Source organism: Acinetobacter sp. SH024, assembly GCF_000163635.1.
Taxonomy (GTDB): Bacteria; Pseudomonadota; Gammaproteobacteria; order Pseudomonadales; family Moraxellaceae; genus Acinetobacter; species Acinetobacter pittii.
On the sequence record NZ_GG753605.1, the window covers coordinates 1 to 19,531 of the forward strand.

19 protein-coding genes and 1 pseudogene are annotated in these 19,531 nt (G+C 39.6%); 8 read left to right on the forward strand and 12 right to left on the reverse strand.

Features of this window, described 5'->3' with window-relative positions:
- Window positions 1-485 precede the first annotated feature (485 nt).
- Window positions 486-1,056: pseudogene (locus tag HMPREF0013_RS22330) on the reverse strand (TetR/AcrR family transcriptional regulator).
- Between the two features lie 86 nt (window positions 1,057-1,142).
- Here HMPREF0013_RS22330 and HMPREF0013_RS22335 point away from each other — a divergent pair.
- Window positions 1,143-2,357 carry an oxygenase MpaB family protein gene (locus tag HMPREF0013_RS22335; protein WP_017482416.1) on the forward strand — a complete coding sequence of 405 codons (1,215 nt, stop codon included), beginning with the start codon at window positions 1,143-1,145 and terminating at the stop codon, window positions 2,355-2,357.
- Between the two features lie 67 nt (window positions 2,358-2,424).
- Here HMPREF0013_RS22335 and HMPREF0013_RS22340 read toward each other — a convergent pair whose 3' ends face one another.
- From HMPREF0013_RS22340 to def, 4 genes are all read right to left on the reverse strand, one after another.
- Complete coding sequence (locus tag HMPREF0013_RS22340) at window positions 2,425-2,631, reverse strand: hypothetical protein (protein ID WP_005804745.1); 207 nt, start codon at window positions 2,629-2,631, stop codon at window positions 2,425-2,427.
- A 53-nt stretch (window positions 2,632-2,684) separates the two neighbouring features.
- Complete coding sequence (locus HMPREF0013_RS22345; protein WP_017482415.1) at window positions 2,685-4,799, reverse strand: TonB-dependent copper receptor; 2,115 nt, start codon at window positions 4,797-4,799, stop codon at window positions 2,685-2,687.
- A 72-nt stretch (window positions 4,800-4,871) separates the two neighbouring features.
- On the reverse strand, window positions 4,872-5,297 hold the full coding sequence (locus tag HMPREF0013_RS22350) for a DUF2946 family protein (protein WP_005804747.1): 426 nt from the start codon (window positions 5,295-5,297) through the stop codon (window positions 4,872-4,874).
- Between the two features lie 43 nt (window positions 5,298-5,340).
- Complete coding sequence (gene def, locus HMPREF0013_RS22355; RefSeq protein ID WP_002114101.1) at window positions 5,341-5,871, reverse strand: peptide deformylase; 531 nt, start codon at window positions 5,869-5,871, stop codon at window positions 5,341-5,343.
- Between the two features lie 122 nt (window positions 5,872-5,993).
- Here def and HMPREF0013_RS22360 point away from each other — a divergent pair, with 122 nt between their 5' ends.
- Genes HMPREF0013_RS22360 through HMPREF0013_RS22370 form a run of 3 tightly spaced genes read left to right on the forward strand, consistent with a single transcriptional unit; the run spans window position 5,994 to window position 8,923 of the window.
- Window positions 5,994-7,148, forward strand: a complete 1,155-nt coding sequence (locus HMPREF0013_RS22360; RefSeq protein ID WP_005804748.1) for a LysM peptidoglycan-binding domain-containing protein — start codon at window positions 5,994-5,996, stop codon at window positions 7,146-7,148.
- A gap of 20 nt (window positions 7,149-7,168) precedes the next feature.
- Window positions 7,169-8,302: a DNA-processing protein DprA gene (dprA, locus tag HMPREF0013_RS22365; protein ID WP_005804749.1), complete on the forward strand. Its 1,134-nt coding sequence runs from the start codon at window positions 7,169-7,171 to the stop codon at window positions 8,300-8,302.
- A gap of 51 nt (window positions 8,303-8,353) precedes the next feature.
- Window positions 8,354-8,923, forward strand: a complete 570-nt coding sequence (locus tag HMPREF0013_RS22370; protein WP_005804750.1) for an L-threonylcarbamoyladenylate synthase — start codon at window positions 8,354-8,356, stop codon at window positions 8,921-8,923.
- Window positions 8,924-9,315: 392 nt separating this feature from the next.
- Here the strand turns inward: HMPREF0013_RS22370 and HMPREF0013_RS22375 are convergent, their stop codons facing one another.
- Window positions 9,316-10,236, reverse strand: a complete 921-nt coding sequence (locus HMPREF0013_RS22375) for a DMT family transporter (RefSeq protein ID WP_002114137.1) — start codon at window positions 10,234-10,236, stop codon at window positions 9,316-9,318.
- 104 nt (window positions 10,237-10,340) lie between these two features.
- Window positions 10,341-10,994, reverse strand: a complete 654-nt coding sequence (locus HMPREF0013_RS22380; RefSeq protein ID WP_079377716.1) for a TetR/AcrR family transcriptional regulator — start codon at window positions 10,992-10,994, stop codon at window positions 10,341-10,343.
- 135 nt (window positions 10,995-11,129) lie between these two features.
- Between HMPREF0013_RS22380 and HMPREF0013_RS22385 the strand changes: the two genes are divergently transcribed.
- The 4 genes from HMPREF0013_RS22385 to HMPREF0013_RS22400 all read left to right on the forward strand — a co-directional run bounded on the left by HMPREF0013_RS22385 (window position 11,130) and on the right by HMPREF0013_RS22400 (window position 14,534).
- Window positions 11,130-12,344 carry an MFS transporter gene (locus HMPREF0013_RS22385; RefSeq protein WP_005804752.1) on the forward strand — a complete coding sequence of 405 codons (1,215 nt, stop codon included), beginning with the start codon at window positions 11,130-11,132 and terminating at the stop codon, window positions 12,342-12,344.
- Window positions 12,345-12,365: 21 nt separating this feature from the next.
- Window positions 12,366-13,130, forward strand: coding sequence for an AraC family transcriptional regulator (locus HMPREF0013_RS22390; RefSeq protein WP_005804753.1), 765 nt, complete (start codon window positions 12,366-12,368; stop codon window positions 13,128-13,130).
- A gap of 120 nt (window positions 13,131-13,250) precedes the next feature.
- On the forward strand, window positions 13,251-13,796 hold the full coding sequence (locus HMPREF0013_RS22395; RefSeq protein ID WP_005072014.1) for a glutathione peroxidase: 546 nt from the start codon (window positions 13,251-13,253) through the stop codon (window positions 13,794-13,796).
- 141 nt (window positions 13,797-13,937) lie between these two features.
- On the forward strand, window positions 13,938-14,534 hold the full coding sequence (locus HMPREF0013_RS22400; protein WP_005804755.1) for a hypothetical protein: 597 nt from the start codon (window positions 13,938-13,940) through the stop codon (window positions 14,532-14,534).
- Window positions 14,535-14,592: 58 nt separating this feature from the next.
- Here HMPREF0013_RS22400 and HMPREF0013_RS22405 read toward each other — a convergent pair whose 3' ends face one another.
- The 5 genes from HMPREF0013_RS22405 to HMPREF0013_RS22425 all read right to left on the reverse strand — a co-directional run bounded on the left by HMPREF0013_RS22405 (window position 14,593) and on the right by HMPREF0013_RS22425 (window position 19,529).
- Window positions 14,593-15,012, reverse strand: coding sequence for a F0F1 ATP synthase subunit epsilon (locus HMPREF0013_RS22405; RefSeq protein WP_002114076.1), 420 nt, complete (start codon window positions 15,010-15,012; stop codon window positions 14,593-14,595).
- 17 nt (window positions 15,013-15,029) lie between these two features.
- Complete coding sequence (atpD, locus tag HMPREF0013_RS22410) at window positions 15,030-16,424, reverse strand: F0F1 ATP synthase subunit beta (RefSeq protein ID WP_002114045.1); 1,395 nt, start codon at window positions 16,422-16,424, stop codon at window positions 15,030-15,032.
- Between the two features lie 30 nt (window positions 16,425-16,454).
- Window positions 16,455-17,324 carry a F0F1 ATP synthase subunit gamma gene (gene atpG / locus HMPREF0013_RS22415; protein WP_002114131.1) on the reverse strand — a complete coding sequence of 290 codons (870 nt, stop codon included), beginning with the start codon at window positions 17,322-17,324 and terminating at the stop codon, window positions 16,455-16,457.
- A 77-nt stretch (window positions 17,325-17,401) separates the two neighbouring features.
- Window positions 17,402-18,946, reverse strand: a complete 1,545-nt coding sequence (gene atpA, locus HMPREF0013_RS22420; RefSeq protein ID WP_002114049.1) for a F0F1 ATP synthase subunit alpha — start codon at window positions 18,944-18,946, stop codon at window positions 17,402-17,404.
- A gap of 46 nt (window positions 18,947-18,992) precedes the next feature.
- Window positions 18,993-19,529, reverse strand: coding sequence for a F0F1 ATP synthase subunit delta (locus HMPREF0013_RS22425; RefSeq protein WP_002114070.1), 537 nt, complete (start codon window positions 19,527-19,529; stop codon window positions 18,993-18,995).
- Between the last annotated feature and the right edge of the window lie 2 nt (window positions 19,530-19,531).

Genomic DNA, 19,531 nt, shown 5'->3' on the forward strand with positions numbered 1-19,531 from the left:
CAATTCTGGCTCATCAATTACTGACTTAAATTTCGCTCAAATAAACTTCGAGTAATTTAAACCAATCAATCAATGAAAATTATTTCGATTAATCAACCAGTAAAAATCCACACAAGTTGTTCTTCAATTCTCTTAATGATCTTCTTCCTGGTTCGTCACCAGCAAGCTAGGTCGGCTATATTACTCTTAATCTCTTAAAAGTCAACAGGTAATTTCGATATTTTTAAAACTTATCTCTCAAACCAACTTACCATCAAATTCATCACTTAAAGCAACCAATCTAATCTCAAGTAACTGTTTTTCAACAAGTTTCTATCCGCATCACCGCCGATGGATGTGCATTATAGACCATCTCATCCCCTTTGCAAGCGAAAATTAAAAATTAATGACTTGAGCGTTTACTTTTAAACCACCACACGAATTAAGCTATTGTTTTATATTGATAATTATTTTAATTTTTTATTTTTGACTTAAATAAGCCAGTATCATGCTCGATAATTCGCGTTTAAGTTGTTGTTCTGAGATAAGAAAATTGTTTTGGCTTACATATCGCATCATCGTAAAAAGCGTACTATTAATAATTACAAAGGATTTATGCTTTACCTGTTCGAAGTCCCACTGATGAGGATTTCTACTGAATGTATATAACCCTACTTCAAAAAAATGCTTTTCTAAAATCTGAGCAGCTTGCGAATGACTATAGTCATGCCAGTGTTTCAGCACTTCTATAAAAAATCCATGATCGGCTTTTAATGCATTAAATCCCAACTCTATTGCTAAGGGAATGAGCAGCTCTAAAGGAATATTTCCTTGTCGCACAACTAATTCTTTAAGTTGTAGCCCCAGCAATTCGCTTTTACGGCGCAATAGTTCTTCTATGATTTGATCTATATTCTCAAAGTATTGGTAAATCGACCCAACACTTACTCCAGATTTCTCTGCAATTTTAGGCGTCGTCGTATGTAGTAATCCATACTGGGCGATACACTGCTGTGTCGCCTCTAAAATATGGTCAACAATAATTTTTGAACGCTGTTGCTGTGGGGCTTTTCTCATCGTTTTTATTCGTTAAATGCGAATTGAATGCGAATAATTATTCATATTAGCCTATTTATTATTCAGTTCAATAAGTAAGTAACGATATGCAAATGATTAGCCCGACTCGACTTGCTTCTTTTAATGACATGCAAGACAGCAATTTTTTTACTCAGTTTTTAAATATCTGTTGTGAAAAACCTGTACAACCAAACTATACGGAATATATGTCTTTACAACATGCTCTTTATGAAGGGGATATTGAAATGGATCAGGTGATTGATTGGGTTATGCAAAATCCCAAAGATCACCGCATGATTTTTGAGAAGATATTATTTCAAGGCCGCGATAATCTATCTGAGCCTATACCTACCGAGTTAGAAAATTTCTTTAATTACATTGAACAAAAGCCTGGATGGTTAGATGAGCGTCAAATTGATGAGGCTGTTAAATTTACTCATCGTTTAGGAATAAATAATGGTTTTATTCTTAGAGATCTATCCTTAATGGCGGGATATTTATATCCGGGATTTAATCAGCCGCTAATTTTAACGGGTGCATTAAAGAAACAGGCGGGTACTCGTTTAGCTGAAACCACAAAATGGTGGGTCGATATTACTGAACCTCAAGGACTTGTCCGTTTAAGCGCAGGTTTTACTTCAACGATTTATGTTCGCTTTATTCATGCACTCGTTCGCCGACAATTAAAAAAGTCTGATCGTTGGAATAGTGAGGTTTGGGGAATTCCACTTAATCAATTTGATTTAGCAATGACTAATTTGGCTTTTAGCAGTGTAGTTTTACTCGGTATTAGAGCTTTGGGTGTATGGCCGACCAAACAAGAAGCCAAGAGTTTTCTACATTTTTGGCGTTATGTTGGCTGGTTGATGGGTATTGATGAAAAATGGCTTATTCAATCTGAATCTGAGGGTTGGAGGTTACTTTACTGGATGCAGTTTGCTCACCCTCGCTCCGATCACAGCAGTGTTGAGTTAGGATCAAGCTTATCCAAAGAGCCTTTTGAGAGAAAATATCTACATTTACGTTCTTTGCAGCAGAAGCTTGCTTATCGACAACATTTAGAACTTACCCAATTTTTTATTGGCAAGAAGAGAATGAAACTACTCGGATTGCCTCAGCAGTCTGCCTCATGGTTTGCTTATTATCTAATTGTGCGTAATTCACTACTTTATAATGGTGCAAAGCTTTCACCAAAAGTTGAAAAGTTTTTATCTAAATCAGGCCGTAATATACAAAAACTTGGCTTAACGCTTTATCAGAATCAAGGTAAGGCAAAAACCTTAGCGAGTATGCATCAATAACTTTTAAAACTTAAAAACAAAAATGGAAGCCCGTTAATTAGACTTCCATTTTCAAATATTAAGGAACTTATTGAGCTGATGAACTGTGCATTTCAGCGTGATTCATTTGCTCGTGTGACTCCGTCATCTGCTTCTTTTTTTGACTTGGCATGTAGTCAGGTTCATTGTTGATCGCCAAGTAAAAAACAATCATAAACAATAAACTCAGAATAGAAGCCACAATAAGTAACTTCCATCCCCACCAAGACTGTTCAGGTGATAATTTATCAGTCATTTCATTTCTCTCTTTAAATTAATATTTTCAGTTCATTTAATTCGCTAAGCTTTTTAAAATTTCATGCTCATACGGACCCAGTAGTTTCTTCCGATATTGTTAAACTGCTCTTCACTCGCAAATCCAAAACCTGCACTACCCGCTTTATTTAAGTGTTCGGTATAGGTCTTATCTAATACGTTATCAATGCCAACAGAGACATCGATATCTTTACGAAGGTTGTAACTTCCGTTTAGAGAAAGAGTCGAGAAACCTTTACTTGGTTTTAAGTCATATCCTACGATATTACCTTGATGTAGACTCACGCGGTTTTGCTCAGCAACCGCTCGCCATAATAATCCTAAATTATATTTATCAGCCACATAGCGAATATTTAGGCGACCTTCTAAAGGTGAAATTTGAGGTAGTGGTTTGTCATCTGTGGTGTTCTTACCCCATGCATACATCGCACTCAAATCTGCCTGAATATGATCGGTAAATTGATATCCAATACCCGCTTCCGCACCTGCAATGGTTGCATCGACATTCTTGGCACCCGCAGTAATATCATGACTCATATCATGCCCACCCATTCCAGTACTTGGGTGATGGTGATAACTCATTAAAATGTAGTCATCCACCAAACCTGCATAAGCAGAAGCCCATGTGTTTAAAGCACCATGCTGTTGCTGAAAACCTAGATCTAACTGTAATGTTTTTTCAGGATTCACACCGTTAAAAGTATTAGTTGAGCCAGCGTTACCATGTTTAGGCGAGAAAAGTTCCCAATAATCAGGCATACGCTCTACATAACCTAAACCAATATAGCTTTTTAGGTCATGCTCTGGATGCTTATTTTCCCAACGGACAAATGCACTCGGTAAAGTCTTTTCAAGTTTAGTATTAAAGCCTTTTGCTTCAGAATCAGCACGCTCATCTTCAACTGTAACTCGATCTAAACGTGCACCTGCAACCATTTTGTTGAAATCGTTCCATTGATAGCCGAGTTCGCCAAAAGCACCATATGATTGAAAACGCATATCTTGGCGATATGGAATATTCATAGAAGGCATTGTTGGCGATGACATGCTACCGCCATGTTTATTAAATTGAGAGTCAACGCCTGTGATCAAACTCCATTTGTTCCATTCAGAAGTCATTGCCAAACGTGAGTTTAATGTACGGCGTGTCACTTGCATTGCCATTGGATTCGGCATCAGCATGGTCATACCACCATGATTCATTTCAACTAATGGCGGTGTGCGCAAACTAAAGTTATCCATAATATGGTCGTTATAGCTGTAGTTCACCTGCCCTTCAATTTTCTTGATCACATCAGTGATATTTTTCTTTTCAAAACGAAGCCCTAAACTTTCACGCGCAAACTGAGAACCATCCATTGAACGTCCAGCATAAAGCGATTCACCATCAGATTTCCCACCCGTGATTTCGACCCACGTGTTTTCATCTGGAGTAAAGCCAAGCGCTACATCAGCATTCCACTTTTTCCATGCTGACGGCACGGTATTTCCATCACCATCTTGATAACTATTCGACTCTGAACGGTTGGCATTTAAACGGATATATTTTTTCTCATCGCCAATTGCCGCTTCAACATTATGATCAATACGTCCAAATGAACCTAGCAAGACACTCGCTTGACCCCGATAAGGTTTTTCTGTGGTGAGCTGTTCAGGCTGACGCTCAAAAAGGACTGTTGCAGCAGAACCTGTATTGGCATATTGAACTGTTTGCGGGCCTTTAATCACAGAAATACGATCATAACTTTCTGGTGAAATGTAGGAAGTCGGTGCATCCATACGGTTTGGGCATGCACCTAAATTTTCAGTTCCATCAGTTAGAATTTTGATGCGTGAACCAAACATGCCTCGGAAGGTCATATCACCATTGGTTCCACCGCTTTGTATTGAGTTAAAACCCATAATACTTTGTAGGTAGTCTGCACCATCTGTAGCAGGCACTGGCTGAATGGGCTGTTTCGGGTCTGCATGTACAATCAAGCCATTTGCATCGTTGCCTTGTTGTGCTGTAACAACAATAGGTGCTAATGAGTGAAGCGCTTTAGTATCGGCATCATTTTTTTCTGAATTAGCAAAAACTAGCCCCGAATGAGAGACAGCAAACATCGCAACCCATAAAGGTTGTAGTAAAAATTTAGAATGTGGCATTTTTATACGCTCTAAAACATAAATAAAGTGATATCGAAGTCAGTTAAGACCCCAACAAAAAATTGCTTTTATTTATGCAAATAGAGGTGGTGCACGCCCTTGCGGGAGTAAAAAAAGTCGCTGTAGTGCAAAGTAGACATGTCTAAATGCTTGTTGATAAGCGACTAAGCGGACTTGTATGCGGACTAAAACTTCTTTTACGCCAAATTCAGGTGGCAAAACCAGATTGGCATAGACGGTACAATATTGACACTGGTGATTTGCATCATGATGATCATGTTGCTCAGAGGCTTGAGCCTGTTCAACAGGATGTTCATGATGTGAATGCATGGCATGTGACATGGTTTCCATTTGTGCTTTAGGTTTAAGCAAAGCGAGGGTAATAGTTTCACAGACCGGAGCAATTTGATACTGCTTCGGTAATAGCGGCTGTAGAAATACCGCAACCTGTAAAAATACTGCTGCACATGCAAGCAGTAAGCCACTACGAAAAACCAAAAATCACATCCACACTACATTAATGTTTCAAGAATAGAAATTTTTAACGTTTTACTGCAACTTTTTCACGCTCACGTTGACGAACAACTTTTTCGACTTTTTCTCGAGCACGCTGACGTTTAAGTGGCGACAAATAATCCACAAATAATTTGCCATTTAAGTGATCCATTTCATGTTGGATACAAACAGCGAGAAGTCCATCAGCTTCTAACTCAAATGCTTGACCTTCAAGGTTAATTGCCTCAATTTTCACACGTGACGGGCGCTCAACTTTGTCGTATATTTGTGGCACCGATAGGCAGCCTTCTTCGTACTGCTGCTTATCTTCTGTCAGTGGAGTTATTTTGGGGTTAATGAAAACCATAGGGTCATCTTTAGATTCAGACAAATCTATGACGATAAGCTGAATATGACGATCGACCTGAGAAGCTGCTAAACCAATACCCGGTGCCGCATACATGGTTTCAAGCATATCTGCTGCAAGTTGACGAATTTCATCAGTAACTTCTTCAACAGGCTTAGCAATGGTACGAAGACGGGGATCAGGAAAACTTAAAATAGGTAATAAGGCCATACTGACGTCCTCACTTATGCCATTGATTGAAAAACCAAATGAAGGAAATACTTCATCGAAAAATTGTGTGTTAGCCGCCTATTATAACGCATCTGCACGCATAATTTTTAGGAATTATCATAATGAAAAAGGTTTTTGACGGCATGGTTCAATTTCATGCTTTGGGGATAAAAAAGCATTTACTTGCTTTGGCACTTTTTACAGGGGTTGCATTCAGTACGGTAGCAGAGACTTATGCTGCTAGTCCGAACCATAATCCACCCTCTCTTAAAAGTAATGCACCACATGTCTACGTTGTAAAACGAGGAGATACGCTATGGGATATTTCCGGTCATTTTCTGAGTAAACCTTGGCGCTGGCCTGAAATTTGGGCAAACAATCAGCATGTCAAAAATCCACACTGGATTTATCCTGGTGATCGATTACTGCTGTGTAGTTTAGATGGCCGCCCATTGATCGGTAAAGATGAGGGAGATGGCTGTGTCGGCATTATTCGCCGTTACACAGGCCAAATGACAAATTTACAACCTCAAGTTCGTGTGGAGTCACTTAACAATAACGTACCTGTTATTCCCCTTGAACATATCAAACAATGGTTAGAACACAGCACTATTCTACCTATCGATGCAATTCAACACACTCCTTATGTAGTCGGTACTGCCGATCAACGTGTACTTGCAGCAAAAGGTCAAACTATTTATGCGCGCGGACAAGGTTTAATTGATGGTCAACGTTACGCAGTTTATCGTGAAGGTGAACCTTATTATTTCACCGATAATAAAGGCAAAAAGCACAGTCTAGGTATTGAGCTACAACAAGTTGCCTCAGGGATTGCGATCTCTTCTGAAAAAGACATTACCACGCTTGAGTTAACTGATAGCTACAATTCTGAAGTACGTCGTGGTGATCGGGTAATGCCAGAAGAAGAAGCAACATTGCCTACTTTGTTTTATCCGGTAGATGCCACTCAGGTGACGGACGGCGGCAAAATTATTCGTGTAATGGGCTCAATTGGTACTGCTGCCAAAAATAGTGTGGTCACTTTAGATCGCGGTACGGCACAAGGTATTCAAGTAGGACAAGTTTTTGATATTACGCAACAAGGTGAAACCATTCGAGATCCTAAAACCAAAGAACCAATACAGTTACCAGGACAACAAATTGGTAGTCTGATGGTCTTTAGAACTTTTGATCAGTTGAGTTATGCCTACGTATTAGAAAGCGATTTACCAGTTAAAGTTGGTTCAAGCATCCAGCCACCCCGCTTTAATGATTAATGCTGGATGTACCTTTTACAATGCTTACTCAACTTTCTTCACACCATTACCACACGCTTAAAGTGTGGTATTTGGTGCAACACTCTTTAGTCAGCTTTAAAAAAATTGTCGATTATTTTGGTAGCTGTGAAAAGGCGGTCCAACCTGCTGGATTATCTCAATGGCGCAATCTCGGGTTACATGCTAATCATTTAAAACGCGTAGATGAATTTCAAACTGCTCAGGGTCAAGCTCAGTTTGAAAAACTAACTGAGCAGATCCAGCAATATACCGACTTTATTTTAACGGCAGATGACTCAGGTTATCCCGCTCAGTTATTACCTTATACAGATCATCCACCTATCATTTTTGGAAAAGGCCAAGCTCAAGCTTTGTTGCAACCACAAATTGCGATTGTAGGTAGCCGAAAACCAAGCCCACATGGTCGTCAGGTTGCTTATGATTTTGCCTATTACTTAAGTGAAAAAGGTTTTTATGTGAGTAGTGGCTTGGCATATGGGATTGATGAAGCTGCTCACCAAGGAGCATCAGCACATCAACGTACAATTGCAGTAACAGGAACTGGTTTAGACAGTACCTACCCTGCTCAAAATAAAAAACTTGCAGAACATATTTTGGCTCAAAACGGCGCGATTATTACTGAATTTTTGCCTGGAACACCCCCATTACAACAGCATTTCCCACGTAGAAACCGAATTGTCAGCGGTTTGAGTTTAGGCGTGTTAGTGGTAGAAGCTACCTTAAAAAGTGGTTCTCTCATCACTGCGAACAAAGCTGCCGAACAAGGTAAGACTGTATTTGCCATTCCTGGTCATATTTACAGTGAGTTTCATCAAGGTTGCCATCAACTTATTCGTGAGGGAGCAATTTTAGTCGATCATCCTGAACAAATTATTGAAGACCTTGCTTTACCCACTCAATGGCAAAGTCAGCAACAAAACTCCACCGAGGAGGCTGTAGTTTCTAGTACTCCAGAAATTCCTGAGCATTTAATTAACCTTTATCAATCTTTAGACTGGGTCGGACAAAATATTGATCAGCTTGTTTTACATCACTCTCAGCCTGTTGCAGAACTCACCTCTTCACTGATGGAACTAGAACTACTTGGTTTATGTATGCAACAATCAGGATTGTATTTACGTTGTCGTTCTTAGTATTGGAGCGCACAATAGCAATTCTGTCTGATTGAAAGGAAGAGTATTACCATGATTACCACCTCAGTTACCGAAGCAGCCCAATGTTTACAACAAGGTCAAGTTTTGGCATATCCAACTGAGGCAGTTTGGGGGCTAGGTTGCGACCCTTTTAATGAGCAAGCTTTTCAAAAGATTCTTGAACTAAAGCAAAGGCCTATTGAAAAGGGTGTAATTTTATTAGCAGGTCATATTAACCAAGTTGAGCACCTACTAACTTCTCTACCTCAAACAACTCAACAAGAAATTATTGATTGTTGGACTAATCATCAACCTTCAGAAAGAGCAACAACTTGGCTATTACCTGCTGGTGAACATATTCCTTCATGGATTAAAGGTGAGCATCCACTTGTCGCTGTTCGAGTCACTACACATCCTTTATGTGTGGCATTATGCAATGCTTTTCATGGCTTTATTGTCTCGACTAGTGCGAACCCAAGTGGACAAGAACCTGCACACTCACTACAGGATGCCTGCCAATACTTTGGTTCACAATTAAACTATCTGAATGGTGACTTAGGCCAGAGCCAACAACCAAGCCGAATCATTAACGCTCTTACCAGAGAGATTATTCGCGCCTAATTTCAAACAAAAAAAAGCTCAGTTATATAGGGATAACTGAGCATAAAAAAGGATGGGTATATACCACATCCAGAGGGTTTGGATATCTGTGGAACAAAAGGTAATTTACAAAGAAAAGAGCGCCTTTCGTAGTGGCCGCTATTATGTGGTAAGAGATTCAATGAGAGAAATATATTATTTCTCTAAAAAAAGCATGAAAAGTGTAGGGAATTTGCGGTTTTTTGCCTATAAATTAAAATTATATTAATATTTTTACTCGGCTTTTTTAATATTTATATTACAACCTATTTCTATAAACTATTTATAAATCATATAGAAAAACTTTAACTAAGAAAAAATTGGCATATTTTTATGAGTTTTTTTCAAAATATGCCATAGTTTTTTTAGCAACTTTAGTTTTGTTCTTGCATTAATTCGCTCTTTTTAGGACTCACCTTCTTCTGAGCCATAATGATACCAATTAAAATAACAATCCCACCTAACGTATGATAAATGGTCCACTGCTCAGACAACCAGACGCTTGCAATAACTGCTGTAAAGACAGGCACCAAGTTCATAAAAATACTTGTTCTATTAGGACCGAGTTGTTGAACAGCTAACATCCAAACTAAAGGCGCAATAAGTGAAGCAAATACACCTGCATAAATAGCACTTGGTGCATTTTCTACATTTAAAGCATCGAGTCCAAACCAGAGAATTAAAGGAATATGAAATATGACAGAAAATCCAATCTGAACATATAAGCTTGTCATAATTGGTAGTGGCAACTGCCATTTTTTAAGGAATACTCCATAAAATGCATAGAAGAATACGGCAATAATCATCAAAGCATCACCAAGGTGTCCGCCACCACTTAAAAGCTTATTAATATTTCCTTGGGACATGACATATAGCAAACCTGCAAAAGATAGAATACTGCCAAAAACTGCAAAGCGATTAGGCACATCTTTTAAAATGGCAAGCGAAACAAAGATCGTAAAGATGGGAATAAATGCATTCACAATTCCCATATTGGTTGCACTGGTATAATGGGCAGCCGTATAAGCTAAGCCTTGATAAAGCACCATCCCAAATGCACTTAACACAGCAAGCTTAGGTAAATAGGGTATGACTAGTCGTCTTTGTCTCCACACAGACATAAACATAAATGGAGTCAAAATAATAAAAGCGATTAACCACCGATAAAAACTAATACTTACCGGAGAGATATAATCCGAGACATAGCGGGTGACTACAATATTTAAAGACCAAATCAATACTGCCAAAATGGGAAAAATAAACGCCCATTTGTGATATTTCATGACCTGACTCATAGCAATACACCATCTACAAAAGATGGTTTTATTTTGAAGAATGTCTTAATAAATTGAAATATCGTATTTCCGACATTGATATCGAACTTAGGACATTATCCTTTTTAGAATAATGTCCAAGCTTTCACGGCATGACCTACCACTTTATGTAATTGCTCGCTACTCGCACCGTCTCTTGCTTGAATGGTAAGGCCTTGAATGACAGTAGTATAAAAATCAGTCATTTCCTGTAAAGGTGCATGAGAAGATAAATCCCCTTGCTCTACCCCTTGCTGAAGACGTTTTAATAATTTTTCTTTTGTCTTTATGCGCTTATCTAATAGATTTTGCTGTACATCTTGAGTTGCATCAGAGCAGTTCATCGCAGCAACGACCACCATACAACCTGCTGGCTTATTCGGCTGAACCAATCTTTTAACAATGTCATAAAGATATAACTCAACAGCAATTTTTGCAGTTTTTGCTTCTACAAATATAGTGTCAATCGGACATCCTTCATGAGCTAAATAATAATCAACACTTCTGTAAAACAGCCCTTCTTTGTCGCCAAAGGCACTGTATAGGCTTGGTGCTGTAATTTCCAAAGCATGCGTTAAATCGCTAATAGACGTTGCTTCATAGCCATGCTCCCAAAAGAGCAACATTGCTTTTTGCAAAACCTCTTGTTCATCAAAGCATTTAGGACGTCCGCGCTTTTTTTTCAGCGTATCTTCTGTAACAGCTAAATTCGTTTCATGCCTATTTGTCATAAAGATCACATCTATTTTTATAACAATCGTTATTAAATTAATTGACGTTCGATTTTTTATCAACTATTTTATTTTCATAATGATCGTTAGTTAATTAATAAATTGCCTTTCTTTACTCCAAATTTAGCCAAGTAAGGATTTCCTATGGACCAATCGTCTATCTCTAAAGCGCGACCCACGACCTCTACTCAAGGAAGCTGGTTTGCCATTTTGGCCGTTTCTATCGCAGCATTTGCATTAGTAACAAGTGAATTTTTACCTGTTGGTGTTCTAAATAGTGTCGCAACTGATTTAAATATTTCTGTAGGTACAGCAGGCCTGATTATTACAGTACCCGGCATTATGGCAGCAATTGCAGCCCCTCTATTGCCTGTATCAGTAAAACAACTTGATCGGCGTTATGTGCTTATCTTGCTGACAGCTATTATGGTTATTGCCAATACCATTACCGCATTTGCTGAAAACTTTCATATTTTATTGTTAAGCCGCTTAATTTTAGGTATTTCAATTGGTGGTTTCTGGGCGACCGCCATTGCTCTAAGTGGAAAATTAGCTCCTTCGCATCTTCCTATTGCTAAAGCAACTGCGGTCGTGATGGCAGGTGTGACTTTTGCTACAGTTCTAGGTGTACCGATTGGAACTTGGTTAAGCGAGTTTTATGGCTGGCGTAGTGCTTTTGGAATTACAGCAGGAATTGGCTTAATTGTTTTAATCTTACAATTAATCTTTTTACCTAAACTTATTCCAGACTCGGCAATTCACCTGAAAGACTTACCAGCACTATTACGTACTCCCAAAGCACGTAGTGGCATGTTGATTGTTTTATTGATCGGACTTGCTCATTTCTGTGCCTATAGCTATTTAGCCCCTTTCTTTAAAAATGTTGCCGGTTTTAATGGAACAACCATTAGTTCATTATTATTGCTCTATGGAATTGCTGGTATTTTCGGAAATGCTTTTGCCGGATATAGTGGGAATCTAAATGTCCGTTATACATTAGCTTTTGTGGGTACATGCTTTGCAATCGTATTCTTTGGATTTCCTCTTTTTGCCGTTCATGAGTTTGGTGCTATTGTCTTAACCGCGTTATGGGGATTTGCATTTGGTGCCTTCCCTACCTCAGCGAATATTTGGATGTTTGTACATGCGCCAAATGCAGTTGAAAAAGGTATGCCGCTTTTTGTAGGTATGTTTCAGGTGATGATTGCGACAGGTTCATTATTAGGGGGATATGTGGTTGATCATTTCAATGAAAATACTTTAATTTATGGTGTATTAAGCTTTGTTGCCCTAGCATTACTGAGTACATTTACCTTAGCGAAAGGTCTTAATAACCCTAAAGCTACTTGTGAAAATTAAAATATGAGTCAGAGCATATAGATGAACAATGAGGATCAGCAATTTTCATTATTAAACAGTATAGAAGTTCATGAATTTCTATACCAAAAAGAAGATATTGTTCGTCCTCATGCATCTCTTTGGGGAGATTTTAATTTCAGTTTAAATGGCATATTAGAAATGGAGATTGAAGAACAGCTATATCTTTCTCCACCTAGCTATGGTCTTTGGATTCCACCTCAAACTGTTCATCAGTCAACCCATATCGACCATGAAATTCATTATATCTGTATTCGACTGCACCCTCGCCTATGCTCTATTTTAGGAAATAGCTGTCGATGCTTTAGTATTCAGCCTTTTTTTCGCACTTTAGTTTTACAAATTCTAGAGCAGCAAAAACAAACCGAACAACCTGAATATTTAGAACATCTTTTACAAGTTTTATTCGATCAACTCAAACAAGCTCCTGCATATTCGCATTATTTACCGCAAACACGGCATCCTGTTTTATTGCCTATTTTAGAAAAACTTTCAGATCCATTACTTTTTGATCACTCTTTACAGCAGTTGCTACAAAACTTTTCGGTCAGTGATCGCCACTTATTACGTTTGAGTCAACAAGAGCTTCAGCTTTCGTTGTCCGAATGGCGTAACCGAGCCAAAATTATTTATGCCATTCATCAGATTCGCCAAGGGACGCCTATCAAGCGTTTAGCATATGATTTAGGTTATCAACATAGCTCAAGTTTTATTGAATTTTTTAAACGTTACACTGGGCAAACACCTATCCAAATCAGAAATAACTAGAATTCAGTTTATCTTTAAAAACTTTTTCTTTTTTGAACACGAATATTATTGCACTACCCTTCAATAGCAGTTAAAACAAATGCGTTACTTGATATCAATTACAATCTTTAGGAAAGACTCATGACACAATCTGTATATCACATTCCAGTAAAAGCTATTTCAGGCGAAACGGTCGATCTTGAACAATATAAAGGTAAAGTTCTACTTATCGTAAATACTGCTTCTAAATGTGGTTTAACTCCACAATACGAAGGCTTAGAAAAACTTTACCAAGCAAAAAAAGACCAAGGTCTTGAAATTTTAGGTTTCCCAGCAAATAACTTTAAAGAGCAAGAACCAGGTTCTGATGAAGAAATTCAACAGTTCTGTTCATTAAATTATGATGTTCATTTCCCTTTATTTTCTAAGGTTTCTGTAGTCGGCGAAGATAAGCACCCACTTTACCAAACTTTGACAGCGGCTCAGCCGGAACGCACTGGTGAAGGTCCTTTCCGTGAGCGTTTAGAAGGCTTAGGTATTCCAACCAACCCTGCTCCAGAAGTTTTATGGAACTTCGAAAAGTTTTTAATTAATAAAAATGGCGAAGTCGTAGCTCGCTTTGCTCCAAACCTAACAGCAGACGATGAACAAATCGTTAAAGCAGTTGAAGCAGAGTTAGCAAAATAATATTTTAAAATATGAGAAAGGGCGTTTTATACGCTCTTTTTTATGCTCTCCTCAAAGTGTTGTTCGTTTGCAAAAATACAATCTTTCTTCATATTTTATGCCTATAGTATCCATTTGCTTTATTTGATGTTGTTTGTAGTTATGAAAAAAATTTTACAGGGCGCATTTCTTCCTTTTGTAATTTTTGCCTCAGGCATGCTTTTACTCGGGTGTGATCAGGCACAAGACCATGCTACCGAACAAGAAAAAACTGAAATAGCTGAACAGGCAGCTGACCAAAACATTGAACAACAAGAGTCAGAAATTGCACCCAACAAAGCCGAACTTAAAAGCGGCAATATTTTTTATATGGTCCGCGACGCTGCTAATTTACAGCTTAAAGCTGGTGACTATGTTGAACAGCTTAAAGATACTCAGCTTGATGTTGAACAAGCCATCCAAGATAAGAATCAGAATGAACTAAAAACTACTGTCACTACGTTAAAACAGCAACTAGAAGGTTTAAATCAAGCACTTTTGACTTTAGATATCAAAAGTCAGGAAATTGAGAATATTCGCCAAAGTTTATTACATGCCAACCAACAAGCTCTTAGCATGCCATTACTCAATGGGAAATTAGATCAAATCAATTTTGACCAAATTGAAAAACAGCTTAATACCATTCAAATGGATATGGTGAAGCTTGCTGCCATGATTATGGCAGGAGATGAAAAGTCAGATTCAAAAACTGAATCTTAAAAAAACAACGTATAAAAAAAGCCACCTTACGGTGGCTTTTTCAATCTCAAACCGGCAATTATAGTGCGCGGTTTTTGATTTTACGGATAGTTTCAAGCTGTGCAGCTGTTTCTGCCAAGGCAGCCAACGCAGCAGCTGAGTCCAAATCACTCTTTTGGTTTGCAAGCAATTGTTCAGCATTTTTACGTGCTTCTAAAATTGCCGCTTCATCCAAGTTGTCTGCACGGATTGCAGTATCTGCAAGAACCGTTACAACATGAGGTTGAACTTCTAAAACACCGCCAGATACATAGACGATTTCTTCTGTACCATTTTCCAACTGAACACGAATCGGGCCCGGTTGAAGCAAGGTTACAAGTGGAGCATGTCCTGGCAAAATACCAAGCTCACCACCAGCACCTTTCGCGATTAACATCGTTACTGCGCCAGAGTAAATAGACTCTTTAACACTTACGACATCACATTGCATAGTCGCCATGAGATGATCTCCTTAAATTAGAGTTTCTCAGCTTTAGCAATCACTTCGTCAATACCACCAACCATATAGAACGCTTGTTCTGGGATGTGATCGTATTCACCAGCTAATAGACCTTTAAAGCCACGAATCGTTTCTTTAAGCGGTACTAATTTACCAGGAGCACCAGTAAACACTTCAGCTACGTGGAATGGTTGAGAGAAGAAACGTTGGATTTTACGCGCACGGTAAACAACCAATTTATCTTCTTCAGCTAATTCATCCATACCCAAGATTGCGATGATGTCTTTAAGCTCTTTATAACGTTGCAATACGTTTTGTACTGCACGCGCAATTTCATAGTGCTCTTGACCAACAACTAATGGGTCTAACTGACGTGAAGTTGAGTCAAGTGGATCGATCGCTGGATAGATACCAGAAGATGCGATGTCACGGCTCAATACTACTGTTGCATCTAAGTGAGCAAATGTAGTTGCAGGAGATGGATCTGTTAAGTCATCGGCAGGTACATATACCGCTTGGATCGATGTGATCGAACCAGATTTAGTAGATGTAATACGCTCTTGAAGAACACCCATTTCTTCTGCAAGTGTAGGTTGGTAACCTACCGCAGATGGCATACGACCTAACAATGCTGATACTTCAGTACCCGCAAGTGTATAACGGTAGATGTTGTCGACGAATAATAATACGTCACGACCTTTACCATTTTCGTCTTTTTGATCACGGAAGTATTCAGCCATAGTCAAACCAGTTAACGCTACGCGTAAACGGTTACCTGGTGGCTCGTTCATCTGACCGTAGACCATTGCTACTTTGTCAAGAACGTTAGAATCTTTCATTTCGTGATAGAAGTCGTTACCTTCACGAGTACGCTCACCAACACCAGCAAACACAGATAAACCTGAGTGAGCTTTCGCGATGTTGTTGATCAACTCCATCATGTTAACGGTTTTACCAACACCAGCACCACCGAATAGACCAACTTTACCACCTTTTGCGAACGGGCAAAGTAAGTCAATTACTTTAATACCAGTTTCTAAAAGATCAGTAGAAGCTGCTTGTTCAGCATAAGAAGGGGCTTGACGGTGAATCGGCAAACGCTCTTCAGTCGCTACAGGACCTGCTTCATCAATTGGGCGGCCCAAAACGTCCATGATACGACCAAGCGTAGCTGGACCTACTGGAACAGAAATCGGTGCATTTGTGCTAGTTACATTAAGGCCACGTTTAAGACCTTCTGTAGAACCCATTGCGATGGTACGAACAACACCATCGCCAAGCTGTTGCTGAACTTCTAATGTAGTTTCAGTACCGTCAACTTGGAGAGCGTCATAGATCTTAGGAACGCTATTGCGCTCAAACTCGACGTCGATAACCGCGCCGATGATCTGAATGATACGACCGCTACTCATTGCTGTCTCCTCAATTCAAACTTAATAATGTTAAACGGCAGCGGCACCGCCAACGATCTCGGAAATTTCCTGAGTAATCGCGGCTTGACGCAGCTTGTTGTAAATGAGTTGTAGGTCTTTAATCAATTGTCCTGCGTTGTCTGTCGCTGCTTTCATCGCGACCATACGAGCTGACTGCTCACATGCAACGTTTTCAATCACACCTTGATAAACCATAGACTCGATATAGCGAACCAACAAACCATTTAACAATTCTTCTGCTTCTGGTTCGTAGATATAGTCCCAACCATAAGTACGGTTGAGATCATCGCCTTCTTCTGCTGGTGCTAAAGGAACAAGTTGTTCTACTTTAGGCTGCTGAGTCATTGCATTAACGAAGCCATTTGATACGAGATAGATACGATCTAATTCGCCTTTATCAAATGCATCAAGCATAACTTGGACTGAGCCAGTTAACTGTTCCAAACTCGGCGCATCGCCAAGTTGGGTAGTTGCACCGAGCACTTTACCGCCGTAATTCTTAAAAAACGAAACCGCTTTTTGACCAATTAAAGCAAATTCAACTTCAATTGACTGCTGTTGTTGTGCTTTGACATGCTGCACAACTTTCTTGAACAAGTTAATGTTCAAGCCACCTGCCAAACCACGATCTGAAGACACTACGATATAGCCAACACGCTTAACTGGGCGGTCAACCATATAACGGTGTTTGTATTCAGGGTTTGCTTGTACCAAGTGAGCAATTACACGGCGCATATTATCGGCATACGGACGGCCCTGAGCCATGCGCTCTTGCGCACGACGCATTTTAGAAGCAGCTACCATTTGCATCGCGCGAGTAATCTTTTGCGTGCTCTTGATACTAGCTACTTTGGCGCGAATTTCTTTTAAATTTGCCATACGCTTAACCTAGTATTCGAAAGCTCTTTCGAGCTTCCGAAGGTTGATCCGTGAACCAAACTTAACTAAAACTAAACTTAGTAAGTTTGAGTCGCTTTAAAGCTTTCAATACCTGCTTTGATTGCTGCTTCGATGTCTTTGTTGTAATCACCAGTTTCATCGATTTGTTTCATCAACGGAGCATATTCTGAGCGGAAGTAAGAAATTAACGCAGCATCAAAGTCTACGATTTTCTTAACTTCTACGTCAGCCATGTAGCCTTCGTTAGATGCATAAACAGAAACAGCTTGGTCAGCAATTGAGTAAGGAGCATATTGTTTTTGCTTCATTAACTCAGTTACACGTTGACCATGTTCAAGTTGCTTACGAGTTGCTTCATCAAGGTCAGAAGCGAACTGAGCAAACGCAGCCAATTCACGGTATTGTGCTAAAGCAGTACGGATACCACCAGACAATTTTTTGATGATCTTGGTTTGAGCAGAACCACCAACACGAGATACAGAGATACCCGCGTTCACAGCAGGACGAATACCTGCGTTGAATAATGATGTTTCTAAGAAGATCTGACCGTCAGTAATCGAAATTACGTTCGTTGGTACGAATGCAGATACGTCACCTGCTTGAGTTTCAATAATTGGCAATGCAGTTAAAGAACCAGTTTGACCAGTTACTGCACCATTAGTGAATTTCTCAACGTAGTCAGCAGATACACGAGAAGCACGTTCAAGAAGACGTGAGTGAAGATAGAATACGTCACCTGGATACGCTTCACGACCTGGTGGACGACGTAAAAGTAATGAAATTTGACGGTAAGCAACAGCTTGCTTAGACAAATCATCATAAATAATAAGAGCGTCTTCACCGCGGTCACGGAAGTACTCACCCATTGTACAGCCAGAGTACGGAGCTAAGTACTGCATTGCAGCAGGATCAGCAGCCGCAGCAGCAACAACAGTTGTATACGCCATAGCGCCAGTTTCTTCTAGCTTACGTACAACGTTTGCAATTGTTGATTGTTTTTGACCAATCGCAACGTATACACATTTAATGCCAGAGTTTTTCTGAGCGATAATCGCATCGATCGCCATCGCTGTTTTACCAGTTTGACGGTCACCGATGATCAACTCACGTTGGCCACGACCAACAGGAATCATTGTATCAACTGATTTATAACCAGTTTGAACAGGCTCATCTACAGATTGACGCCAAATTACGCCTGGTGCTACTTTTTCAACAGCATCAGTTAATTTCGCATCAATTGGGCCTTTACCATCAATTGGGTTACCCAAAGCGTCGACAACACGGCCAAGAAGTTCAGGACCAACTGGAACTTCTAATACACGACCTGTACAACGAGCTTTTTGACCTTCTTGAAGGCTTAGGTAGTTACCTAAAACAACGGCACCCACTGAATCCTGTTCTAGGTTCAGTGCCATACCAAATAAGCCGCCGTCGAATTCGATCATTTCACCGTACATTGCATCAGCAAGACCGTGAATGCGCACGATACCGTCGGATACCATAACAATGGTACCTTCGTTTTTAGCGGTCGCGCTGGTGTCCAGATCTCCGATACGCTGTTTAATGAGCGCACTGATCTCGGATGGATTCAGTTGTTGCATTGCGCTATTCCTCAATCTTTTATTAGTTCAGTCTTCATCATTTGCATTATGCAAGAAGACGAGTACGCATTTTTTCAAGCTTGTTAAGCGCAGAATCATCTATCACTTGATCGCCTGCACGAATTACAACACCTGCAATAAGCTCAGGTTTAACTTCAACTGAAACAGTTACTGTACTGTTAAAACGCTTTTCTAAAGCAGATTTCAACAGTTGCTCTTGTTCAGCAGTTAACGGGAAAGCCGATTCAATCACGACATCCACATTGTTGTTATTCTGTGATTTAAGCTGTTCATATTCTGCTTCAATTTCAGGTAACAGCATTAAACGATCGTTATCTGCAAGAAGTGTCAAAAAGTTAGACACTGCTTGAGATTGATCTTCACCTAAAACTTTAGCAAAAAGCTTCACTTGCTCCGCAGGAGTAAGTTCAGGGCGATTTAAATAAGCGGAAAATGCTTCGTCTTGCACCGCAGCACTGAGCACTTGTAACGCATTCGACCAATTGTCTGTTGCACCTTGCTCAGAAGCATAAGCAAATGCTGCTTTGGCATACGGACGTGCCAACGTCAAGAGTTCAGCCATAA

Bases quoted from the DNA above. Each gene is read 5' to 3' on its own strand.
- dprA (WP_005804749.1), top strand. From the start codon at position 7,169: ATGCTTACTCAACTTTCTTCACACCATTACCACACGCTTAAAGTGTGG.
- HMPREF0013_RS22375 (WP_002114137.1), bottom strand. From the start codon at position 10,236: ATGAGTCAGGTCATGAAATATCACAAATGGGCGTTTATTTTTCCCATT.
- atpG (WP_002114131.1), bottom strand. From the start codon at position 17,324: ATGGCAAATTTAAAAGAAATTCGCGCCAAAGTAGCTAGTATCAAGAGC.
- HMPREF0013_RS22340 (WP_005804745.1), bottom strand. From the start codon at position 2,631: ATGACTGATAAATTATCACCTGAACAGTCTTGGTGGGGATGGAAGTTA.
- atpA (WP_002114049.1), bottom strand. From the start codon at position 18,946: ATGCAACAACTGAATCCATCCGAGATCAGTGCGCTCATTAAACAGCGT.
- HMPREF0013_RS22335 (WP_017482416.1), top strand. From the start codon at position 1,143: ATGCAAATGATTAGCCCGACTCGACTTGCTTCTTTTAATGACATGCAA.
- HMPREF0013_RS22385 (WP_005804752.1), top strand. From the start codon at position 11,130: ATGGACCAATCGTCTATCTCTAAAGCGCGACCCACGACCTCTACTCAA.
- HMPREF0013_RS22390 (WP_005804753.1), top strand. From the start codon at position 12,366: ATGAACAATGAGGATCAGCAATTTTCATTATTAAACAGTATAGAAGTT.
- HMPREF0013_RS22395 (WP_005072014.1), top strand. From the start codon at position 13,251: ATGACACAATCTGTATATCACATTCCAGTAAAAGCTATTTCAGGCGAA.
- HMPREF0013_RS22360 (WP_005804748.1), top strand. From the start codon at position 5,994: ATGAAAAAGGTTTTTGACGGCATGGTTCAATTTCATGCTTTGGGGATA.
- HMPREF0013_RS22425 (WP_002114070.1), bottom strand. From the start codon at position 19,529: ATGGCTGAACTCTTGACGTTGGCACGTCCGTATGCCAAAGCAGCATTT.
- def (WP_002114101.1), bottom strand. From the start codon at position 5,871: ATGGCCTTATTACCTATTTTAAGTTTTCCTGATCCCCGTCTTCGTACC.
- atpD (WP_002114045.1), bottom strand. From the start codon at position 16,424: ATGAGTAGCGGTCGTATCATTCAGATCATCGGCGCGGTTATCGACGTC.
- HMPREF0013_RS22400 (WP_005804755.1), top strand. From the start codon at position 13,938: ATGAAAAAAATTTTACAGGGCGCATTTCTTCCTTTTGTAATTTTTGCC.
- HMPREF0013_RS22345 (WP_017482415.1), bottom strand. From the start codon at position 4,799: ATGCCACATTCTAAATTTTTACTACAACCTTTATGGGTTGCGATGTTT.
- HMPREF0013_RS22370 (WP_005804750.1), top strand. From the start codon at position 8,354: ATGATTACCACCTCAGTTACCGAAGCAGCCCAATGTTTACAACAAGGT.
- HMPREF0013_RS22405 (WP_002114076.1), bottom strand. From the start codon at position 15,012: ATGGCGACTATGCAATGTGATGTCGTAAGTGTTAAAGAGTCTATTTAC.